The following is a 16,425-nucleotide window of genomic DNA, read 5'->3' as shown; positions in this document are numbered from 1 at the left end:
TCAGGCTCCCTGGGTGGTGATGCTGGTGGCGGTGCAGTAGGCCGCCTGGGCTTCAGTGGGCGTGAGATCTATCCAGCCGATCAGCTCGACCCAGGCGACACCGGCGACGTGGAGCGCGGCATCGATACCCGAACGCGAGACGCGCACGCCGAGCCGGCGCCGCTGATTGACGTAGGCGGCAAGCCGCGTCCGGGCGATGGCGAGGATGACCTCGCCCTCGGCGCCTGGGTTGACCAGGTGCAGGATGGCCGTCACCTGGTAAGGCAGGATCTGGGCGGACTGGACGATGAGGCGATCACCGACCGGGCGGACATCTTCGTCGTTGAGGGCCTTGCTGACCGTGGCCAGCAGTCCGGCCGAGGCCGTGCCGTCACCGGTGAGAGCCTGGACTGTGACCGTAACCACGGCAGGGCTGGGGCTGGTGGCGTTGGCGTCGGCCACCAGGGCGCTGGCGTTGCGGGCGTGGAGGATGTAGGCATTGCGCGGGCCCGCCACGCTCAGACCTTCCCAGGCCATCTGAACTCGCTCGCGCAGGGCGTCGTCTACCTCCATCACCGCGGCGGTGGGCGGCATCGCATTGGGGTTGGCTGGGGTGACGACCAGGCGAGTCAGGTTGACGCCGGCGGCGATCTGCTCGAGGTCGGTACCTTGGGCCTTGGCCAGCATGGTGGCAAGGGCCGCCTCATTCACGCGCTGGCGCAGCAGCAGCTCGCGATAGGCGTTCTCCTGCAGCAGCTTGGTCAGCGGCTCGGACTCTAGTTCCAGGCGGGCAGCGATGTTGGCCTGCTCGGCAGCGGGAAAGAGGGCGATCAGGCGCGCCTTGCGCTGGGCTAGCAGGGTCTCGAAATCCAAGGCTTCGACGACGGCCGGGTCCGGCAGCTGGCTGAGGTCGATGGGGGTGAAGGTGGTCATGCGGCACCTCCCAGGCGCAGCGGTGCACGAAGGCTGATGGCGGCGTTGGTAGCGGTGCTGTAGCCCTCGAGGTCGACGAAGGCCTGGCCCGGCTCGTCGCCCAGCTCCAGGGCGATGCGGGTGAGGTTGATGCGCGGCTCCCAGTGCAGTAGGGCGATCACGATCACCGCCTTGGCCTGCAGGGCGAGGGCGCCGTTGAGGGGCTGGTCGATGAGGCTGAACAGGTCGCAGCCGTAGTCCCGGCGCATCAGGCGGCTGCCGATGGGCGTGGTGAGGATGTCGGCCACGGACTGCTGCAGGTGCTCGAGGTCGGTGAGGCTCAGGCCGGTGGCGCGGTTCATACCGGCGCTCCGGTTTGGGCGCCGCCGCTCTGGACGCCGCTGTGCTTGTGCTTGACCAGGCTGATGCCGGCGGCAACGACGTCCTGGCTGACGGTCACCAGGCCATCGATGTCCACGTCGCCCTGCAGCTTGAAACCGCTTGGGGCGTTGAGCTGGACCCTGCCACCGGCGGGCAGGGTGGCCAGCAGCTGGTGGGCTTCGCTGTCGTACTCGATGACCGCGCCGTCCGGATAGGTACGGCGGTGCAGGCCGGCGCGGTCGGCGTTGGCCAGCAGCAGCTGGCTGAACAGACCGCAGAGCACGACGCCCTGGGCGGTTTGGCCGCTTGGGCTGAAGACGATGACCTGCTCGCCCAAGGTAGGCGGATCCCACTCGCGGCTCTCGCCGGCGCGCAGGGCGAGCCAGGGCAGCCAGCCTGTCAGGAGTGCGCCGCTCTGGACCCGGACGCGGGCGGGGCGCTGGTCGGTGAGACTGCCATGGTCGACTTCGGCAATGGTGCCTAGGCGGATCAGGTTCTCGATGAGGCGGGAGAGGGCGGCGATATCGGTCATGCCGCGGAGGATGGCGTGTGCGCGTGCTGAGCGCAGCCAACGTAATTTGTAGCAGTGCTAGCTACAACTAAATTTAGCCCAACGTTATCCAGCTACAGTTTCCGAGTCCTTACATGTAGATGGTTCTACTTGCTTCAGTATGAGTTTATAACCAAGGGAGGAAATTACTTTTAGGATACTATCAAATTCGGGCTGGCCAGCAGAGCCTAGCGACCGATATAAGCTCTCCCTGGCCAGTCCAGTTTCTTGCGAAACTAGAGTCATTCCTTTCGACTTGGCAGCCTGTCCTATTAACTCAAGAAAACAAGGCAGATTTCTTTCTTCAAGTGCTGCGTTGATAAGGTCCAAGTTCGGTTCGGCAAGCTTGCTGTCAAGTTGTTCGGAAAAATTTATATTTTTTGGGTTTTTTACGTCAGCTGGGGTGTCGAGATTCTCCTCAAACAAGTCGTGATTTATTGGATTTTGAATCACCATTAATAGTTCTTCTGGTGTCGCTCGGGATTCTAGATCGGCAATAAGTTGCGGGTCGCACGATTTTAAGAAGTCGCCCCACTGGGCAAGAGATACAAAGTTTATTAGGGTGTCTTTTTTTGTGTTTGCAAGTACGGCCTTCTTGTTTCCTAATAGAAGCCTCAGGACGTTCAATATAGTTCCGGGGCTTTTTCCATCCCATATCATAAGTCCATAGTCTGCGGACTTGGCCATCTCTCGATCTTTGGCTGCGTAGAATTGGAAGCCTTTGGTGATATTCTCTGGATAAATATTGAGAGTCTTCCAGTTGCCTATATTGTTCCTTGGTTTTGCGCCTGAGCAGTATATTGTGACCTTGTCATAGTTCATGTTTGAAAAGTAATTTTGTACCGATTTGTCGGCGCCATTTGCATCTCCGATGATGACTTCGTGCTTTGCTTCGATTATATTTTCTAGCCGACTCAATATGTGGGCGGGAAGTTTTGATACATGTCGGGAGCCACCTATAAATATTGTACTCATCTGTTAGTCCTGGTTTTGGTTATTGCAAGGGTGAAAACACTCTTGGCTTGTCCCTGCTGGTATAGTACATCGGTGATATGGCTCATGGTCGAACCCGATCTGTATAGATCATCAATCAACAGCACCTTGAGGTCTTCCAAGGTATTTTCTTCGACTTTATATAATCCGCTAAGTAGTCTTTGACGTTCATCGGGGTCGGTAACACCCTTGAGTTCACTACTCTGCCGGGTTTTTTCTATGCAGTCGTTAACGTCAATTCCCAATATGCGGCCTATGCCTTTGGCGATTTCCAAGGCTGGTGGAAAGGCGCGGTTCGCGGATGAAGGTACAGGGACAATACAGTCAAAAATCGCATTGGATCTTTTTAGGTGGTTGGCTGCTGTTGTCACTATTTGATTAAGAGCCTCTCGGTTGTTTTTATATTTAAGTTGGTAGAGAAGCTCCGCTATCGGAGGTCTGATGGTGTCCCATACGTCATGGCCATACTCATTTTGGCCCATGTGCGTACTTGACGTCGTATGAAAATCTAGGGCTTCGCCATATACCCAATTACCTTTGATTTCCATTGGATTTATTTTAATCATAGAGAAGCGCTCCTTGCGGGTGTAGCCTACAGGTTACACTGCTGACTGGTGAATTCCATACCGCCTGTCAGGTGGAGCTAGGCTTCTGTGCCTAAAGACCCATTGCGTTCGCTACCGCCTCCCAGAAAATCTCCTTTTCTCGGTCTGTTACTCCAAGTAGCTCTCGAGAGGAATAGCGGACCTCAGGGGCTACCCGTTCGGCACGGTCTTTCAGTCCGTAATGGTGAACGCGGGCAATGCGCGCTACCCGCCCTGTGAACCCAACTACGGCCGCCTGCGGTGAGCCCTTCGTCTTGAGATACCGCGCCATCTTGAGCTTCTCGAACATCCTCCCCTTGATCCGCCCCTTCTTCCCACGCAGATCCCGAGGCTTGCGCGGCGCATAGGGCGAACCGCCCGGGTTCACCTGGGCGCGAATCCGCTGCTGTTGGCTCCGGCGCAGCTCCTGGGCAGCCTTGCGTGCAAGCTGCGCCCGACCACGCCCATCCAGTTTCTGCAGCAGCGGCGAGAGCCAGGTCTCCAGCGCCTCGAGGTCAGCCACGACTGCGGCCCGGGATAGGTGTTTCCAGGGCGAGGGTGTCGCCGGCGGATCCGGATTGCCACTCGGCGAGCAGCTCGTCGCCGGCGAACACCTGCCAGGTGGCCGGCTCCTGGTACTCGGTGTACGGGGACTCGGGCACGTGACTCAGCTGGTAGGTGTCGTCCGGCTGGCGTTTCACGACCACGCGCTCGGTGAGGGGCAGGGTGATGGCCAGATCCACCTTGGAGTTGTCCAGGATGTCGGCCTCGAAGCCGATGCCCTGGGCGGACTTGTCCAGGTTGACCAGGAGCTCGGACTGGTTCGTCCGGACCCAGGCCAGCAGCGGCAGCATCACGGCGTCCGGGTGGCCGGCGAAGTCGGTGAGGATAATCTGCAGCTCGTAGTCGTACTCCCAGGACAGGCTGGCCGCAGCGGTGCAGCGCAGCTTGCCCTTGTCGATGAAGACCAGCAGCCGGTCAGGGCTGTGGCGCAGCTCCGGCACGGCGGCGAGCAGGTGAGCGCGCAGGCTCTCGGGCTTGTTCATGGGTGGGCCTGCTGGGCGTCATAGACCATATCGACCTGGGCGGCGCAGTCGGCCCAGGCCGCTTCCAGGGCCTCGCTGTCGTCCAGCAGCTCGCCGTTATTGCGCGGGTCAGTCGACGGCAGCTGGCAGCGCGTTACCACTGGACAGCCACTCACGGTAAGCCGTGGCTCCGGTGAGGACGGGCCGCTGGCGCAGCCGGCGAGCAGCAGCAGGCAGAGGCTGGCCAGCCCAAGCCTTGAGGTCGGCGTTTTCATCTTCGAGCTCCTGGATCCGGCGCTTGCGGACATCGATCTCGCGGCGCAGGTCTGTCTGGGTGGTCTGCAGCTGGGCCTGGGCGGCCCGCTGCTGGGTGAGGGTGGCGGTGAGGTGGTCGCGCTCGCCGGTCAGCTGGGTGACCTGGTCCTCGGCGGCGTCGCGCTTCTGGTTGGCCTGGTCTATGCGCAGGCCCTGCGCATAGAGGGTCAGGCACAGCACGGCGATCGTGAGGGCCAGGGCGAGCGCGAAGAGCGTTTTCTCCTTCCAGCTGATCATTGGCGGTACCAACCAGCGCGGTTCATCGCCGCCTGGTCCAGGTGCGCGAGCTCGCCGATCACCACGACAGCCCGCACGCCCGGCTTGGCTGTCTGGATGGCTTCGCAGAGGCGCTCGGCATCCTCGAAGGACGCGCCGGCCGGCAGGATGAAGACCTCCCCATCCTGCGGATCCAGGCGCTGCACGTCGGTGACGGGTGTCATGCGGCGTCCTTAGCCGGGGCGGCGGCGCTGTAGCGGGCGAAGGCGCGCTCGAGCTTCACGTCGTAGAGGTTGCGGGCGTAGGCAGGGCCGTTGTAGCCGCGGGCGAAGTCGGCCCACTTGCCCGCCTTCAACGCCTTGAGCAGCGCGGGCTCCGCCTTGACGAAGCGGACGAAGGCGTCGAGCTGCTCGGCTTCGCTGGTCTGCATGCGGGTGACGAAGTCCTGGACGCTGGCATAGCCGAGGTTCTGCCAGTGGTAGCCCATGACCTGGAACAGGCCCCAGCTGCACGACTCCAGCGCGCAGGCCTCGTCGATCTGGCGGGCCGAGGTCAGGCGCTGCCACTCGGCCGCACCGCCAGCGTATCCGCCTGACTTCGGATTGATCAGGTTCGGGTTGAGGGCTGCCAGGCGATCGGCCTCGGCCTGGCCGTGGGCCTTGACCAGGCGCTGGTAGAAGACGTGGCGCTCGAACAGGATCACCACCCGGCCGTTGTCCAGGAAGCCTTCGCCCTTGGATTCAACCTCATTGACCGCCTGGACGGCCGCGACGGGGACGCCCAGGGTCTTGGCGGCGAGCTCGAGGTCGGCGTAGCCCAGGTGGAGCGGGTCGCGCTTGCCCTGCAGGGCGGCGAAGGTCTTCGGGCCGGCGATACCATCGGCTACCAGGCCGACAGAGCGCTGGAAGGCTTCGACGGCCTGCTCGGTGCCTTCGTCGTAGTCGCCGTCCAGGTCGACGGTGAAACCGGCCGCGGCCAGGGCTTTCTGCAGGTCGCGCACGGCCAGGCCATGGGCGCCGATAAGCAGGATCTTGGGCTGGTTCATTGCGTTTCCACCTTGCGTTCGACGAAGCGTTTAGCCGCGGCGCGAGTACCCTCAACGCCCAGCAGACCGATGATTCCGCCCCAGAAGGGGCCGGTGCTGGCAGGGATGCCCAGCAGGGAGAGGCCGTGGCTTGCGGCCAGGGCCAGGGCGCCGCAGAGCGGCGCTTCGAGCAGCACGCGCCGAAGGGTGCCGCCGCCGTAGGCGATGCGCAGGGCGGCAATGACGCCAGCCACCAGCCCGGCGTAGAGCGCAGGCCAGTTGTGTTCGAGCCAGGCGGCGAGCCAGGCCCAGGTGTCGGGACGGTCGGGCATAGGGGGTTTCTCGTGCATGGGGTCAGTCCCAGAGGTTCACCGGCTGCTGCGCGGCGATGCCGGCAGAGGCTTGGGCGGGGGCGTCTGGCAGGGTGATAGGGGTGCCGATCGGCAGGATGGGGCCGAGTTCGGCCAGGCCCGGGTTGGCTTCGAGCGCGGCCTCGGTGACGCCCTGGGTGCGTCCGTAGTGCCGCAGGCAGATCCGGTCCAGGGTGTCGCCTTGCTGGGCGCGCACGACGGTGGCCATCAGATGAGCTCCACGGTGGTCCGGGCCAGGCCCAGGAAGTCGCGGATGGCCCAGCGCTGATCGCGCCGGTACTCGTCGATGGTGGGTGTCTGCGCCTCGGCGTCCTTGTCGCCCTTGGCGGTGCTGTCGTAGCTGCGGTACCGCTCGGCGACCTCGGCCGCGGTGGCGGCGTCGATCGCGCGCAGATACAGGTGGGCACGCTCGCTGACGCCGTCGACCTGAAGCCCGGGCACGGCGGCCAGGGTCGCGTAGCCGCTGGCGGTCTGGGCGAAGCGGTAGCCAGCGAGCTCGCGATTGACGGCGATGGCCGCGGCGATCACCGCGGCTTTCAGCTTCTCCGTGCTGACGCTGCTGTCGATCCGCAGCCGCGCGCGGACCTGGTCCAGATCGATCGCGGGCCAGAAAGGGTCGGACACCACCTGACCGCTGGCGACGGTGCCGCCTGCAACGAATCCGCTCATGACGCTGCCTCGAATGGGTCGCCGGTGGTCGGGGCTTCACGGTCCCAGGCAAGGCCTGGCCGATCCGTCCCGAGCCGGCGGGGTTGCGGGGGACCGCTCGATTAGCCGCCAGGGGCGGCATGTTTCTTGGCCAGGCGCTCGGCCCGTTCCAGGTCTTTCTTGCCGCCGCAGCGGTCGTGCAACCCGATAGCCTTGCGCAGCATCTCGATGGCCGAGACCAACTGGCCCGGACGACCTGGTCGATCCTCGTCAATGCCGGCCAACTCGGCCCGGCCGATGGCCAGGTAAAGCTTGGCGCGCGCCTCGTCGGGCATGTCGTGCTCATCGGTGAGCACGGCGGTGCGCATCAAGATGTCCAGGTCGAAGGCATGGCCGGCCTTCTGCGCCGCCAGTGCGCCCTCGGCCACTTCCTCGGCGATCAGGCAGCCCGGGGTGCGCTCGAAGCGATCGGGCATCAGCAGACCGTGGCGCAGCACGTAGGTGGCGATGTCCAGGGCACCGGCAAATTCGCCAGCATCGATGCGCCAGATCATCACGGTGACCAGCACTTCGTCCTGGGCGCCGTTGCCGCCCTTAAGCACGCCGCTAACGTAGTCGGCGTAGGCGCCGAGCAGCTGTCGCTTAAGCTCGGCCTTGGCCTGGGTGGATTGCACCTGCTTGAGTCGCAGCCGGTCCTGCAGCAGCTGAGCCAGCTGCTGCTCGTACACGGTGCGGCCCGCCATGCTGTCGGCCGGCCCAGCGGCCGCGGCGGCGAGTGCCGCTGCAGCTGCCTGGAAGTGGCTTTTCGCGGGAGAGGAGGCCATGGCTTACACGCCCGTCACGATGTTTTCGATCAGGCAGCCAAAGCCGTAGTCCTCGACCACGTAGGCGTCGTTGCTCGACTCGTAGTTCTCGATGCGGTTCTTTTCCGGCGCCTCCTTGACGAAGCGGCGGCGGCCACCGGTTTGGTAGTAGAGCGACAGGTTCTGCAGCGAGGTGATGAGCATGCCGTTGTCCGGGCAGTACGGCACCTCCACCGGCTGCAGGCCGCCCATGCGGCGCTGGGCCAGGATCACGTCGGTGGCCAGCTTCTCGGAGGCGGGCTGCTCCTTGTTCACCAGCGGGAAGTACTTGTTGTGCACCAGGTCGCGGCCGAGGATTACCACCAGGCCCGGATCCTTGCGGAACCAAGGGTCGATCAGGTTGCTGACCGCGTCGAAGACCAGGGCATCCAGGTTGTTGTAGTCGGCGTCGCTGCCGGTACCGATCACGATCTTTCCATCAGCCTTGCCCGACTTCAGCACGCGCTGCGGTGCATTGCTGCGGTACTGCTGCAGCCAGCCGATGTTGACGTCCTGGAGCAGCGGATTGGTGGCGCGATTGGTGGTGGCCGCGGCACTGGTGCCGTTGAAGCCGATCATCAAGCGGTCCAGGGCCTGCCGCTTCACGATGGCGTCACGCAGGCGAGACTGGAAGTCGGGGAACTTGGCCCAGGTATCCAGCAGCTGGTAGGTGATGGCGGTGTCGAAGTCGGTCTTCTTGCACTCGTACCCGCGCTTGTCGAGCGCCTGCATCTCGCGAGGTTGGCGGGTGGCGGTGCCGCTGGTGTCGGTGCGACCGGCGATGGTGCCGGAGACGCCCAGGCCGACCTTCTCACCCATCAACTCATCGACGGGAATGATGTTGACCTTGCTCAGGAACTCGCTCGACTCCTGGATGCGGGTCTCCAGCTTCTGCTGGACGGTGGGCGCCACGGCGAAGGTCGCCGCGGAGGAGGAGACGCCGGACAGCTTGGCGACCTGCTCCAGGTATTGGTTGAACAGCACACGGGTATCGTTACGCATGGATCTCTCCGGAAAGGTGAACGGCTGATCAGCAGTCGGTCAGGTTCTGGCCATCGCCGCCGGTGACCGGAGGGCGCTTGGGTTGGTTGGGGTCTTGGGTCTGGCTGAGCTGCAGCTGCAGGGCGGCGAAGTCGGTCTGCAGCTGCTGGTGCTTGCCGGCCAGCTCGGTGAGGGCGGCCTCGGCGCGGGTGAAGCGCTCGTCATGCTCGCGAACGTGCTCGGCCACGGCAGTGACCGCGGCGCCGAACTGGGCGAACTCGCCCAGGGTCTGCGCTTCCTTGCCCTTGAGCAGCTCCTGGACCTTGGCGAAGAGCAGGGCGCCCAGGCCGGGCTTGTCCTCGACCTCGTCGAAGGTGAGGGCGGTTTCCTCGGCCACGGTGAACAGGTTGTCCGCGTGCAGTTTGCGGCTGGCATAGGGGTTGGCCGCCGGATTGGCCGCAGCGAAAGATAGGACGTCGGTACCCAGGCTGGCCGGGCTGTCGGTGATGCCCAGGCCGACCAGGTAGGCGGCGCCGGTGTCGGCGAACTTGGGCGAGATCTCGATCGAGGTGTAGATCTTCTGCTTGGCCTTGTTCATGGCCACCAGGTCGGCGGTGGGCTCGATCTGGGCGAACAGGGCCAGCTTCTTCTGGCCGTTGATCTCGACCTCTTCGGCCTTCACCGCCACCACGTCGCCGTAGGCCTTGAAGGGGCTGTCCGCCACGCTACTGCGGATGTGCTCCATCCAGATGCGGGCGCCGTAGGTCTTGGGGTTGTAGCTGGCGGCGGCCTGCTCGATCCAGGCGCGCTCGATCTGGCGGCCATCGCTGGTGGCGCCCTCGACGGCGACGCGGAAGAAGGGAGAGCGAAGTTTCGGGGTCTTGGGGTCGGCCATGCCGGGGATCCTCAAAGGCTTAGCGGGAGTGCTTGGGCGATGAGGGGCATGGTCGGGACGCGCGCGCGTCCCAGCAACGAGGGGCCGTTGTAGCGGCGCGTTGTACAAATCCGCGCGCTATGGAGGAGGGAGCCGGGGCGGCAGTCTGGCGGCCATGAAAAGCCTACCTGAATCCGACTCCGTGCCTATCCCGTCCACCGACCTGCTAATGGACGTGCGCCGTCGCGCCAAGCACCTCTACTGGATGGGCTGGCGGGTGACGGAGATCGCTGAGGCGATCGAGGAGAAGGAAAAGACCGTCCATAGCTGGAAGGCCAGGGACGAATGGGATCGGGCGGACAACGTCGAGCGGATCGGCGGTGCCCTGGAGGCGCGCCTGGTGCAGCTGATCCTCAAGGACGCCAAGACCGGTGGCGACTTCAAGGAGATCGACCTGCTGCACCGTCAGTTGGAACGCCAGGCTCGGATCCAGCGCTTTCAGGGCGGCGGTACCGAGTCCGAGCTCAACCCGAAGCTCGACAACCGCAACGCCGGGCCGAAGAAGAAGGCCGCGCGCAACGAGTTCACCGAGGAGCAGATCGAGGCCCTTGAGAGCGCCTTCCGTGATCAGTGCTTCGGCTACCAGCTGGACTGGTACCGGGCAGGCCAGCAGCGGACCCGCGCCATCCTCAAGAGCCGGCAGATCGGCGCCACCTTCTACTTCGCTCGCGAGGCCTTCCTGGACGCTTTGATCACTGGGCGCAACCAGATCTTCCTGTCGGCCAGCAAGAACCAGGCGCATATCTTCAAAGCGTACATCCAGGCCTTCGCCCGAGAGGTCTGTGGTGTCGAGGTGACAGGGGATCCGATCATCCTGGCCAACGGCGCCGAGCTGCACTTCCTAGGCACCAATGCCCGCACCGCCCAGGGTTACCACGGCAATTTCTACTTCGACGAATTCTTCTGGACCTTCCGCTTTGAGGAGCTGAACAAGGTGGCCAGCGGCATGGCCATGCAGAAGCAATACCGTCGCACCTACTTCTCGACGCCCAGCTCAATGGCCCATGAGGCCTATACCTTCTGGACCGGCGAGCGCTTCAACAAGGGCAAACCTGTCGCCCATCACCTTAAGCTGGACATATCCCATGACGCCCTGCAGCAGGGCCGGCTGTGCGAGGACCGTATCTGGCGGCAGATCGTCACCATCCTGGATGCCGAGGCGCGCGGCTGCGACCTGTTCGATCTGGAGGAGCTCAAGCTCGAATACTCGGCCGAGGCCTTCCAGAACCTGCTGATGTGCCAGTTCGTCGATGACGGCGCTAGCATCTTCCCCCTGGCCATGCTGCAACCCGGCATGGTGGACAGCTGGGTCGAGTGGGCCGAGGACTACAAGCCCTTCGCTGCCCGACCGCTGGGCGATCGCCCGGTCTGGGTCGGCTATGACCCCGCCGAGACCGGCGACACCGCCGGCCTGGTGGTGGTCGCGCCACCGGCGGTACCGGGCGGCAAGTTTCGCGTGCTGGAGCGCTACCAGTTCCGCGGGATGGACTTCGCCGCTCAAGCCGAGGCGATCCGCCAGGTCTGCCAGCGCTACTGGGTGAGCTACATCGGCATCGACGTCACCGGTATGGGCAGCGGCGTGGCCCAGCTGGTGCGCCAGTTCTTCCCGGGGCTGACCACCTTCAGCTACTCGCCCGAGGTGAAGACCCGCCTGGTGCTCAAGGCCTACGACGTGATCAAGAACGGCCGGCTCGAATTCGATGCCGGTTGGACCGACGTCGCCCAGTCGCTCATGGCCATTCGTAAGACCACTACCGCCAGCGGCCGGCAATTCACCTACACCGCCGGTCGCAACGACACCACTGGCCACGCGGACCTCGCGTGGGCCCTTTTTCATGCCCTGCACAACGAGCCGCTGGAAGGGCAGACCGCCCGTAATACTGGCGTCATGGAGATCTACTGATGAGCGATTCCACCATCTTGGCCAGCGCGACTGCCCACGCGCCTGGCGTCGAAGCCTTCACCTTCGGCGATCCGGCGCCAGTGCTCGATGGCCGCGAGGTCTTCGACTACCTGGAGTGCTGGTTCAACGGCCGCTACTACGACCCGCCGCTGTCCCTCGACGGCTTGGCCAAGGCCACCCGCGCCAGCGTCTATCTGGACTCCGGCCTCAAGTTCAAGCGCAACCTCCTGGCCCGCACCTTCATCCCGCACCCGCTGCTGAGCCGCGCGGCCTTCGAACAACTGGCCCTGGACTACCTCTGGTGCGGCAACGCCTACCTGGAGCGCCGCCAGTCACGCCTGGGCACGCCGATCAGCCTGCAGCCGCCGCTGGCCAAGTACATGAGGCGAGGGGAGGAGGGCCGCTTCTTCCAGGTCAGGGGCTGGCAGGACGAACACGAGTTCGCGCCGGGCACCATCTGCCACCTGCGCGAGGCCGACATCAACCAGGAGATCTATGGCATGCCCGAGTGGCTCGCCGCCATGCAGTAGGCGCTGCTTAATGAATCGGCCACGCTGTTCCGCCGCAAGTACTACAACAACGGCAGTCACGCCGGCTTCATCTTCTACATGACCGACGCCGCACAGAAGGAGGAGGACATTGACTCCTTGCGCACCGCACTGCGCTCGGCCAAGGGCCCAGGCAACTTCCGCAACCTCTTCGTCTACGCGCCCAACGGCAAGAAGGACGGCATCCAGCTGATCCCCGTCAGCGAGGTAGCGGCGAAGGACGAATTCAACTCGATCAAGAGCATCACCCGCGACGATATGCTCGCTGGCCTGCGGATTCCGCCGCAGCTGATGGGCATCGTGCCGCAGAACGCCGGTGGCTTCGGCTCGATCAAGGAGGCTGCGGAGGTGTATGCCACCAACGAGCTGGAGCCGCTGCAGGCGCGGCTCGCTCAGGTTAACGAATGGTTGGGAGAGGAGGTGATCTGTTTCAGACCCTACGAAATGCGAACCGCAGACTAAGCTTCTGATCGCCTCGCTGCTTTCATGCGCTTTTCTAGGATCAATACCACGCCTGGAAACAAGCGGTTTTCAATTTGAGGAATCCGAACACTACATGTCCGCTGCTATTTCCCAGTTGTATCGTCTATCGCCCATTGAGTGCCTCATCAAACGCATAAAGTACCCTTTTCGCTAATCTGTGAGTAATCATCGCCTCTTCAATTGTGGTGCTATTGACCCAGGCGTGGGCAAATGAGTGTCGCCAGTTGAGAATTTGTTCGAAATTAGTTTCTATGTTTTTTCCTAATCGTTCATTTATTTTGTTTTTTCTCTGTGAGAGTGTGGTGCAGAATTTCGTGTGCAATGCATTGCTAAACAGCTTTGCATAATTCTTTAGGTCGCCTACGCGTATTTTACTGTTAATCTTGTTGTAGTTATTTTGTGCGAAGTCACCAAATGCAACGTGATGATTAGAAGCGTGTGTTATGAGAACTTCTTTAACGCATGCTTCGTAGGTTGCTGCAATAGTGACGACTAGCAACCCTGCTAAGTGGGCTCTAAAGGCCTGAGCGTCGATCCTGTTTGGGGGGACAAAGTTTTCTATCTCCCTCGCAAGTTCGTCTATTTTGTTTAAATGGAAATCCATGTCCTGTCTAGGCATTTGATAGTATTTCTCCCGCCTTAACGATTCTTGCCTTCAGTACTGCGGTGTCCGTAGTAGGACCGCTTGTTAGTGAGAGATAGCTTCCATCACTGATCAGATTTTCATACCGCTCTGCAAGATTTGTAGCGCTGATTTCTCCATTCTCCATAATGGATATCAAGACTGATTCAAGAACGGCAGTATTAAGAACGCCTTTAGGTCTGAACGGAACCTTAATCGCTTTGTGCGCTATTTCCACTGCAGCTGGAAATTTTTCCATAAACTCATCAGCTTTTGTGGAGTCAAAATTTCTGTGGGCGCTCATCGAATTGTTCAGGTATCGAAGCATTGGCTTCTCGTACTCATTCCATTCTTTGTATAGCGAGAATAGCCTTAGAATTAGCTCAATATCTTTCTGGTTCTTGTCTGCCCGCTGTAAGCCTAGTATTTCGCGCCATCCGGGCGTCTCATTTAAAGCCGAAAGTTCCTCGACAATTCTGCCGCGATAGACAGCGTTGCGGATCTCTTGAGGCTTTAACTGAGTGCCGCCTGTGTTAAGGCGTTCAAATATATGGAATACACTATCGTTTCTCAGGCTGGGCTTAAGTTGCTTGATGTTGATTGCCCTTAATGTTGAATTTCGCAATTTTCTTTGGTCGCGGGGGCTTAATTCAGAGAACGTTTTCCCGTTGTATTCAGATCTTTCAGAAAGGCCTTTAAGTTTAAATATTTGTCGTCGCCCTTTTTGATCTTCTTCCCCAAAGTAGCCCTCGAGAAAAGCTTTAATCGACATCAGGCGCTGCTGTCCGTCAATAACTTCGAGTTGGTCGTCGTCGTTTACATATAAGAATATTTGCGGGACCGGTAGTCCCATTAAGAATGACTCAATAAGGCGCGAAGATTGAGTTATGTTCCAAACAAATTTTCTTTGATAGAAGGGGATGATTACATCGCCCCTCTCTATTTGGCTTGCAAGAAGCTCCAAAGAGGGATCTGATGGAGATACTGATATGTCGAATTCGACAAATGGAGTTTCATCAATTTCCGGTTCGATCTTGAGTTCTTCAGAGTGGTCGGGAGTCACTGTTTTTTCCTCGGCTTTCTGTCAGTAATTTAAGATATTTTCTGTTTTAAGGCGCGTTAGTGCATCGCGCATGGAAAAGCTGAGGGCAAAGTGCCATCAAATGCATGCATTAAGAATGCTTCGCGGCTAGGGTAGAGCATTGCATGAGGCGGTCCTTGCCTAGAGAGGTCAACTGCATTACCGATGCTGGAGTGTCTCTTAAGTTAGATCGCTCCGCAACGCGTTCGATCGTCAGCAGCTTTAAAGGGCTCGGCCAGCGGTTCATACTGTTTACCCACTTCCGCTCAATAGAAGCGCAGAGTTGCCGGCGCGCCGTCGTCCCCCCGCCACGCCTGCGGGCTAAATGGGTCACTTTTTCTGCAGCCCTGCACCAGGCTCAGGCCGGCGCCGCTTCTGGGGCGGAAGGGGGGTACGGTAGGCTGAAAATCCCTGCGAATCCCTGCACCACCTAAGCTTTTCTCACGAAGCCCGCGACCCTCATTTTTCATAGAGGGCTGGGGCACTGTTACCGCCGTTCCCGAGCCAGTGCAATCCGCTACAACCCGCGCTACGCCTAGCCTGCGGCCTTTCCTGGCTACTGTTACGGCACTGTTCCCGTCAGCGTTCCCGTTTTCTAAGTTACTGAATTACATAGATTTCTTTACTTTTCATCGTAACAGTAGGGTTTGTTACTGGGGAACGGCGAAATTACGCAGCCGGAACAGTAAGACCAATCGCTGGAAGCCGCATCGCACAAGGGCTCCAATGGCATCAGAGAAAGCGGGAACAGAAATAACGGTATCCCCTGGCCTGAACATAAATCGAGGATAGCGCCCAATTAGCGCGCTAAACGTCCGTCGCTCGCTCTGACGTACTTGCACGTTCACAGACGCTCACAGGCTGGCGCTCAGGCGTTCGCTGAGGCGGTGACGAACAGGCTGGATTGGCGGGTAGAGGAGAGCGAGAAAGTGGGGCTTGGAGAGGTGAGTGCTACAAATTTGCTACGAAGCGAAACCGGAGGGTTTGAAGGCCGCGCCAGGCGGGCGTTTCAGCTTCAGTCGGCCCGATCCATCATGGGCGCCACGGAGAAGCGGCGGGACGGCTCAGGGCGCGTGATTGCTGGGTTTGAGGCGGTTTCGGCAAGCATCTCGGTACGTCTGTGTGGAGCTGGTTTGCTACCTTTCAGCCGCTTCAGTAGAGCTGTAGCTGCAAGGTCGCAAGCGTAAGGAGCATGAGTTGAATCGGAAGGGGAACGCTAACGTCTCACTGCCAAAAAACGGCAGAACAAGCGTAGAAATCCGGGTCTGCAGCATGCTGGAGTTCAGGGTTGAGTCTATCAGGAAAGCCAGGCATCCGATTGGAAGCGGACCCTTTAAGTATCGATGAGAAAGTGAGATATGGCGCGTGTCCAGAGCACAACGTGGGCTTCCTCAATTCCAACTACAAGCTCTACGCCGACGTCTCGAACCGGGTGGTGCGGACCATCCAGGGGATGGTGCTGGACGTGGAGGCGTATTCGATCAACAAGTGCTGGGCGGACCTCATCGGCCTGCTTGGCGTCCTGGGGCTGGACCGTAAGAGCCTGACGCGAGTGCATATGCCCATCGGCGTCGGGATATCCAGCACCCGAACGCTGGCGCTGGTGAGCATCCAGACCGGGCAGCATGAGCTGGAGGAGCGCCGCTACTACCGCAGCCTGTGTATCCCGCTCGCGCACCCTATCGATTACACCCGCCTCCTGGTGCAGGTCGTTCTGGCCGGCTTGGACCCCATTTATCGCGAGGGCTACGCCTACTCGAAGTGCGCCGGGGTGCTGGGCAGCATCGTGCAGACGGACGAGTTCACGCCGGATCTCTTCGCCCCGGCCTGGCAGGGGCGGCCCAGCGAGCGGATGCGGGTGGTGGACCGGATCAATGCGCGATACGGGCGGGCGGCGCTACACGTGGGGCGGGTGCCCGCCGATCCGGGGTGGCAGATGCGGCGGGAGCTGTTGTCGCGGGGGTATATGACAAGGTGGGGGGGAGTTACCGCAGGCTGGCTAGATTATGCAATCTAATCCGCTATGATTGGTT

Annotated in this window: 21 protein-coding genes and 1 pseudogene; 3 read left to right on the top strand and 19 right to left on the bottom strand. The window is 61.1% G+C overall.

Going from position 1 to position 16,425, the window contains the following annotated elements; translation table 11 throughout:
• The 17 genes from OMP44_RS09065 to OMP44_RS08985 form a co-directional block, all read right to left on the bottom strand.
• Window positions 1-912: a baseplate J/gp47 family protein gene (locus tag OMP44_RS09065; protein ID WP_280307437.1), complete on the bottom strand. Its 912-nt coding sequence runs from the start codon at window positions 910-912 to the stop codon at window positions 1-3.
• Complete coding sequence (locus tag OMP44_RS09060; RefSeq protein WP_280307435.1) at window positions 909-1,253, bottom strand: GPW/gp25 family protein; 345 nt, start codon at window positions 1,251-1,253, stop codon at window positions 909-911. The genes OMP44_RS09065 and OMP44_RS09060 overlap by 4 nt, the downstream gene beginning before the upstream one ends.
• Window positions 1,250-1,804, bottom strand: a complete 555-nt coding sequence (locus tag OMP44_RS09055) for a phage baseplate assembly protein V (protein ID WP_280307434.1) — start codon at window positions 1,802-1,804, stop codon at window positions 1,250-1,252. The genes OMP44_RS09060 and OMP44_RS09055 overlap by 4 nt, the downstream gene beginning before the upstream one ends.
• Window positions 1,805-1,888: 84 nt before the next feature.
• Window positions 1,889-2,797: an addiction module antidote protein gene (locus OMP44_RS09050; RefSeq protein ID WP_280307433.1), complete on the bottom strand. Its 909-nt coding sequence runs from the start codon at window positions 2,795-2,797 to the stop codon at window positions 1,889-1,891.
• On the bottom strand, window positions 2,794-3,381 hold the full coding sequence (locus OMP44_RS09045; RefSeq protein WP_280307431.1) for a ComF family protein: 588 nt from the start codon (window positions 3,379-3,381) through the stop codon (window positions 2,794-2,796). The genes OMP44_RS09050 and OMP44_RS09045 overlap by 4 nt, the downstream gene beginning before the upstream one ends.
• Window positions 3,382-3,472: 91 nt before the next feature.
• Window positions 3,473-3,922, bottom strand: coding sequence for a phage virion morphogenesis protein (locus OMP44_RS09040; RefSeq protein WP_280307430.1), 450 nt, complete (start codon window positions 3,920-3,922; stop codon window positions 3,473-3,475).
• A complete protein-coding gene (locus OMP44_RS09035) occupies window positions 3,915-4,445 on the bottom strand; it encodes a phage tail protein (protein WP_280307428.1) in 531 nt (176 codons plus the stop codon). Before OMP44_RS09035 ends, OMP44_RS09040 begins: the two co-directional genes overlap by 8 nt.
• Entirely contained in the window at window positions 4,442-4,651 is a 210-nt protein-coding gene (gene lysC / locus OMP44_RS09030) for an Rz1-like lysis system protein LysC (protein ID WP_280307719.1), read from the bottom strand. Before lysC ends, OMP44_RS09035 begins: the two co-directional genes overlap by 4 nt.
• Window positions 4,554-4,976 carry an Rz-like lysis system protein LysB gene (gene lysB / locus OMP44_RS09025; protein WP_280307427.1) on the bottom strand — a complete coding sequence of 141 codons (423 nt, stop codon included), beginning with the start codon at window positions 4,974-4,976 and terminating at the stop codon, window positions 4,554-4,556. Before lysB ends, lysC begins: the two co-directional genes overlap by 98 nt.
• Entirely contained in the window at window positions 4,973-5,179 is a 207-nt protein-coding gene (locus tag OMP44_RS09020; RefSeq protein WP_280307425.1) for a hypothetical protein, read from the bottom strand. Before OMP44_RS09020 ends, lysB begins: the two co-directional genes overlap by 4 nt.
• Window positions 5,176-6,000: an N-acetylmuramidase domain-containing protein gene (locus OMP44_RS09015; RefSeq protein ID WP_280307424.1), complete on the bottom strand. Its 825-nt coding sequence runs from the start codon at window positions 5,998-6,000 to the stop codon at window positions 5,176-5,178. The genes OMP44_RS09020 and OMP44_RS09015 overlap by 4 nt, the downstream gene beginning before the upstream one ends.
• A complete protein-coding gene (locus OMP44_RS09010) occupies window positions 5,997-6,311 on the bottom strand; it encodes a phage holin, lambda family (RefSeq protein ID WP_027599397.1) in 315 nt (104 codons plus the stop codon). Before OMP44_RS09010 ends, OMP44_RS09015 begins: the two co-directional genes overlap by 4 nt.
• A 22-nt stretch (window positions 6,312-6,333) precedes the next feature.
• A complete protein-coding gene (locus OMP44_RS09005) occupies window positions 6,334-6,558 on the bottom strand; it encodes a tail protein X (RefSeq protein ID WP_074583728.1) in 225 nt (74 codons plus the stop codon).
• Window positions 6,558-7,019: a head completion/stabilization protein gene (locus OMP44_RS09000; RefSeq protein WP_280307423.1), complete on the bottom strand. Its 462-nt coding sequence runs from the start codon at window positions 7,017-7,019 to the stop codon at window positions 6,558-6,560. Before OMP44_RS09000 ends, OMP44_RS09005 begins: the two co-directional genes overlap by 1 nt.
• Before the next feature lie 101 nt (window positions 7,020-7,120).
• Complete coding sequence (gene gpM, locus OMP44_RS08995) at window positions 7,121-7,822, bottom strand: phage terminase small subunit (RefSeq protein ID WP_280307422.1); 702 nt, start codon at window positions 7,820-7,822, stop codon at window positions 7,121-7,123.
• Window positions 7,823-7,825: 3 nt separating this feature from the next.
• Window positions 7,826-8,842, bottom strand: coding sequence for a phage major capsid protein, P2 family (locus OMP44_RS08990; RefSeq protein ID WP_280307421.1), 1,017 nt, complete (start codon window positions 8,840-8,842; stop codon window positions 7,826-7,828).
• A 28-nt stretch (window positions 8,843-8,870) separates the two neighbouring features.
• A complete protein-coding gene (locus OMP44_RS08985; RefSeq protein WP_280307420.1) occupies window positions 8,871-9,716 on the bottom strand; it encodes a GPO family capsid scaffolding protein in 846 nt (281 codons plus the stop codon).
• Window positions 9,717-9,870: 154 nt separating this feature from the next.
• Between OMP44_RS08985 and OMP44_RS08980 the strand changes: the two genes are divergently transcribed.
• A complete protein-coding gene (locus OMP44_RS08980; RefSeq protein WP_280307419.1) occupies window positions 9,871-11,658 on the top strand; it encodes a terminase ATPase subunit family protein in 1,788 nt (595 codons plus the stop codon).
• Window positions 11,658-12,668, top strand: a pseudogene (locus OMP44_RS08975) (phage portal protein). Before OMP44_RS08980 ends, OMP44_RS08975 begins: the two are co-directional and overlap by 1 nt.
• Window positions 12,669-12,792: 124 nt before the next feature.
• Here the strand turns inward: OMP44_RS08975 and OMP44_RS08970 are convergent.
• On the bottom strand, window positions 12,793-13,308 hold the full coding sequence (locus tag OMP44_RS08970; protein ID WP_280307418.1) for a HEPN domain-containing protein: 516 nt from the start codon (window positions 13,306-13,308) through the stop codon (window positions 12,793-12,795).
• Complete coding sequence (locus tag OMP44_RS08965) at window positions 13,301-14,374, bottom strand: GmrSD restriction endonuclease domain-containing protein (protein WP_280307417.1); 1,074 nt, start codon at window positions 14,372-14,374, stop codon at window positions 13,301-13,303. The genes OMP44_RS08970 and OMP44_RS08965 overlap by 8 nt, the downstream gene beginning before the upstream one ends.
• A gap of 1,369 nt (window positions 14,375-15,743) precedes the next feature.
• Here OMP44_RS08965 and OMP44_RS08960 point away from each other — a divergent pair.
• Window positions 15,744-16,409: a DUF4113 domain-containing protein gene (locus tag OMP44_RS08960; protein ID WP_337960392.1), complete on the top strand. Its 666-nt coding sequence runs from the start codon at window positions 15,744-15,746 to the stop codon at window positions 16,407-16,409.
• Window positions 16,410-16,425 lie beyond the last annotated feature (16 nt).

The sequence above is a fragment of the Pseudomonas flavocrustae genome, assembly GCF_029872515.1.
Lineage (GTDB): Bacteria > Pseudomonadota > Gammaproteobacteria > Pseudomonadales > Pseudomonadaceae > Chryseomonas > Chryseomonas aestiva.
The sequence above is the reverse complement of the archived record's forward strand: the minus strand, read 5'-3'. Positions and strand labels throughout refer to the sequence as shown.

Coding starts and splice junctions, on each gene's coding strand:
- gpM (WP_280307422.1), bottom strand. CDS start 7,822: ATGGCCTCCTCTCCCGCGAAAAGCCACTTCCAGGCAGCTGCAGCGGCA.
- OMP44_RS09060 (WP_280307435.1), bottom strand. CDS start 1,253: ATGAACCGCGCCACCGGCCTGAGCCTCACCGACCTCGAGCACCTGCAG.
- OMP44_RS09050 (WP_280307433.1), bottom strand. CDS start 2,797: ATGAGTACAATATTTATAGGTGGCTCCCGACATGTATCAAAACTTCCC.
- OMP44_RS08985 (WP_280307420.1), bottom strand. CDS start 9,716: ATGGCCGACCCCAAGACCCCGAAACTTCGCTCTCCCTTCTTCCGCGTC.
- OMP44_RS08970 (WP_280307418.1), bottom strand. CDS start 13,308: ATGCCTAGACAGGACATGGATTTCCATTTAAACAAAATAGACGAACTT.
- OMP44_RS09065 (WP_280307437.1), bottom strand. CDS start 912: ATGACCACCTTCACCCCCATCGACCTCAGCCAGCTGCCGGACCCGGCC.
- OMP44_RS08990 (WP_280307421.1), bottom strand. CDS start 8,842: ATGCGTAACGATACCCGTGTGCTGTTCAACCAATACCTGGAGCAGGTC.
- OMP44_RS09055 (WP_280307434.1), bottom strand. CDS start 1,804: ATGACCGATATCGCCGCCCTCTCCCGCCTCATCGAGAACCTGATCCGC.
- OMP44_RS09010 (WP_027599397.1), bottom strand. CDS start 6,311: ATGCCCGACCGTCCCGACACCTGGGCCTGGCTCGCCGCCTGGCTCGAA.
- OMP44_RS09045 (WP_280307431.1), bottom strand. CDS start 3,381: ATGATTAAAATAAATCCAATGGAAATCAAAGGTAATTGGGTATATGGC.
- OMP44_RS09015 (WP_280307424.1), bottom strand. CDS start 6,000: ATGAACCAGCCCAAGATCCTGCTTATCGGCGCCCATGGCCTGGCCGTG.
- OMP44_RS09020 (WP_280307425.1), bottom strand. CDS start 5,179: ATGACACCCGTCACCGACGTGCAGCGCCTGGATCCGCAGGATGGGGAG.
- OMP44_RS09005 (WP_074583728.1), bottom strand. CDS start 6,558: ATGGCCACCGTCGTGCGCGCCCAGCAAGGCGACACCCTGGACCGGATC.
- OMP44_RS09035 (WP_280307428.1), bottom strand. CDS start 4,445: ATGAACAAGCCCGAGAGCCTGCGCGCTCACCTGCTCGCCGCCGTGCCG.
- OMP44_RS08980 (WP_280307419.1), top strand. CDS start 9,871: ATGAAAAGCCTACCTGAATCCGACTCCGTGCCTATCCCGTCCACCGAC.
- lysB (WP_280307427.1), bottom strand. CDS start 4,976: ATGATCAGCTGGAAGGAGAAAACGCTCTTCGCGCTCGCCCTGGCCCTC.
- OMP44_RS09000 (WP_280307423.1), bottom strand. CDS start 7,019: ATGAGCGGATTCGTTGCAGGCGGCACCGTCGCCAGCGGTCAGGTGGTG.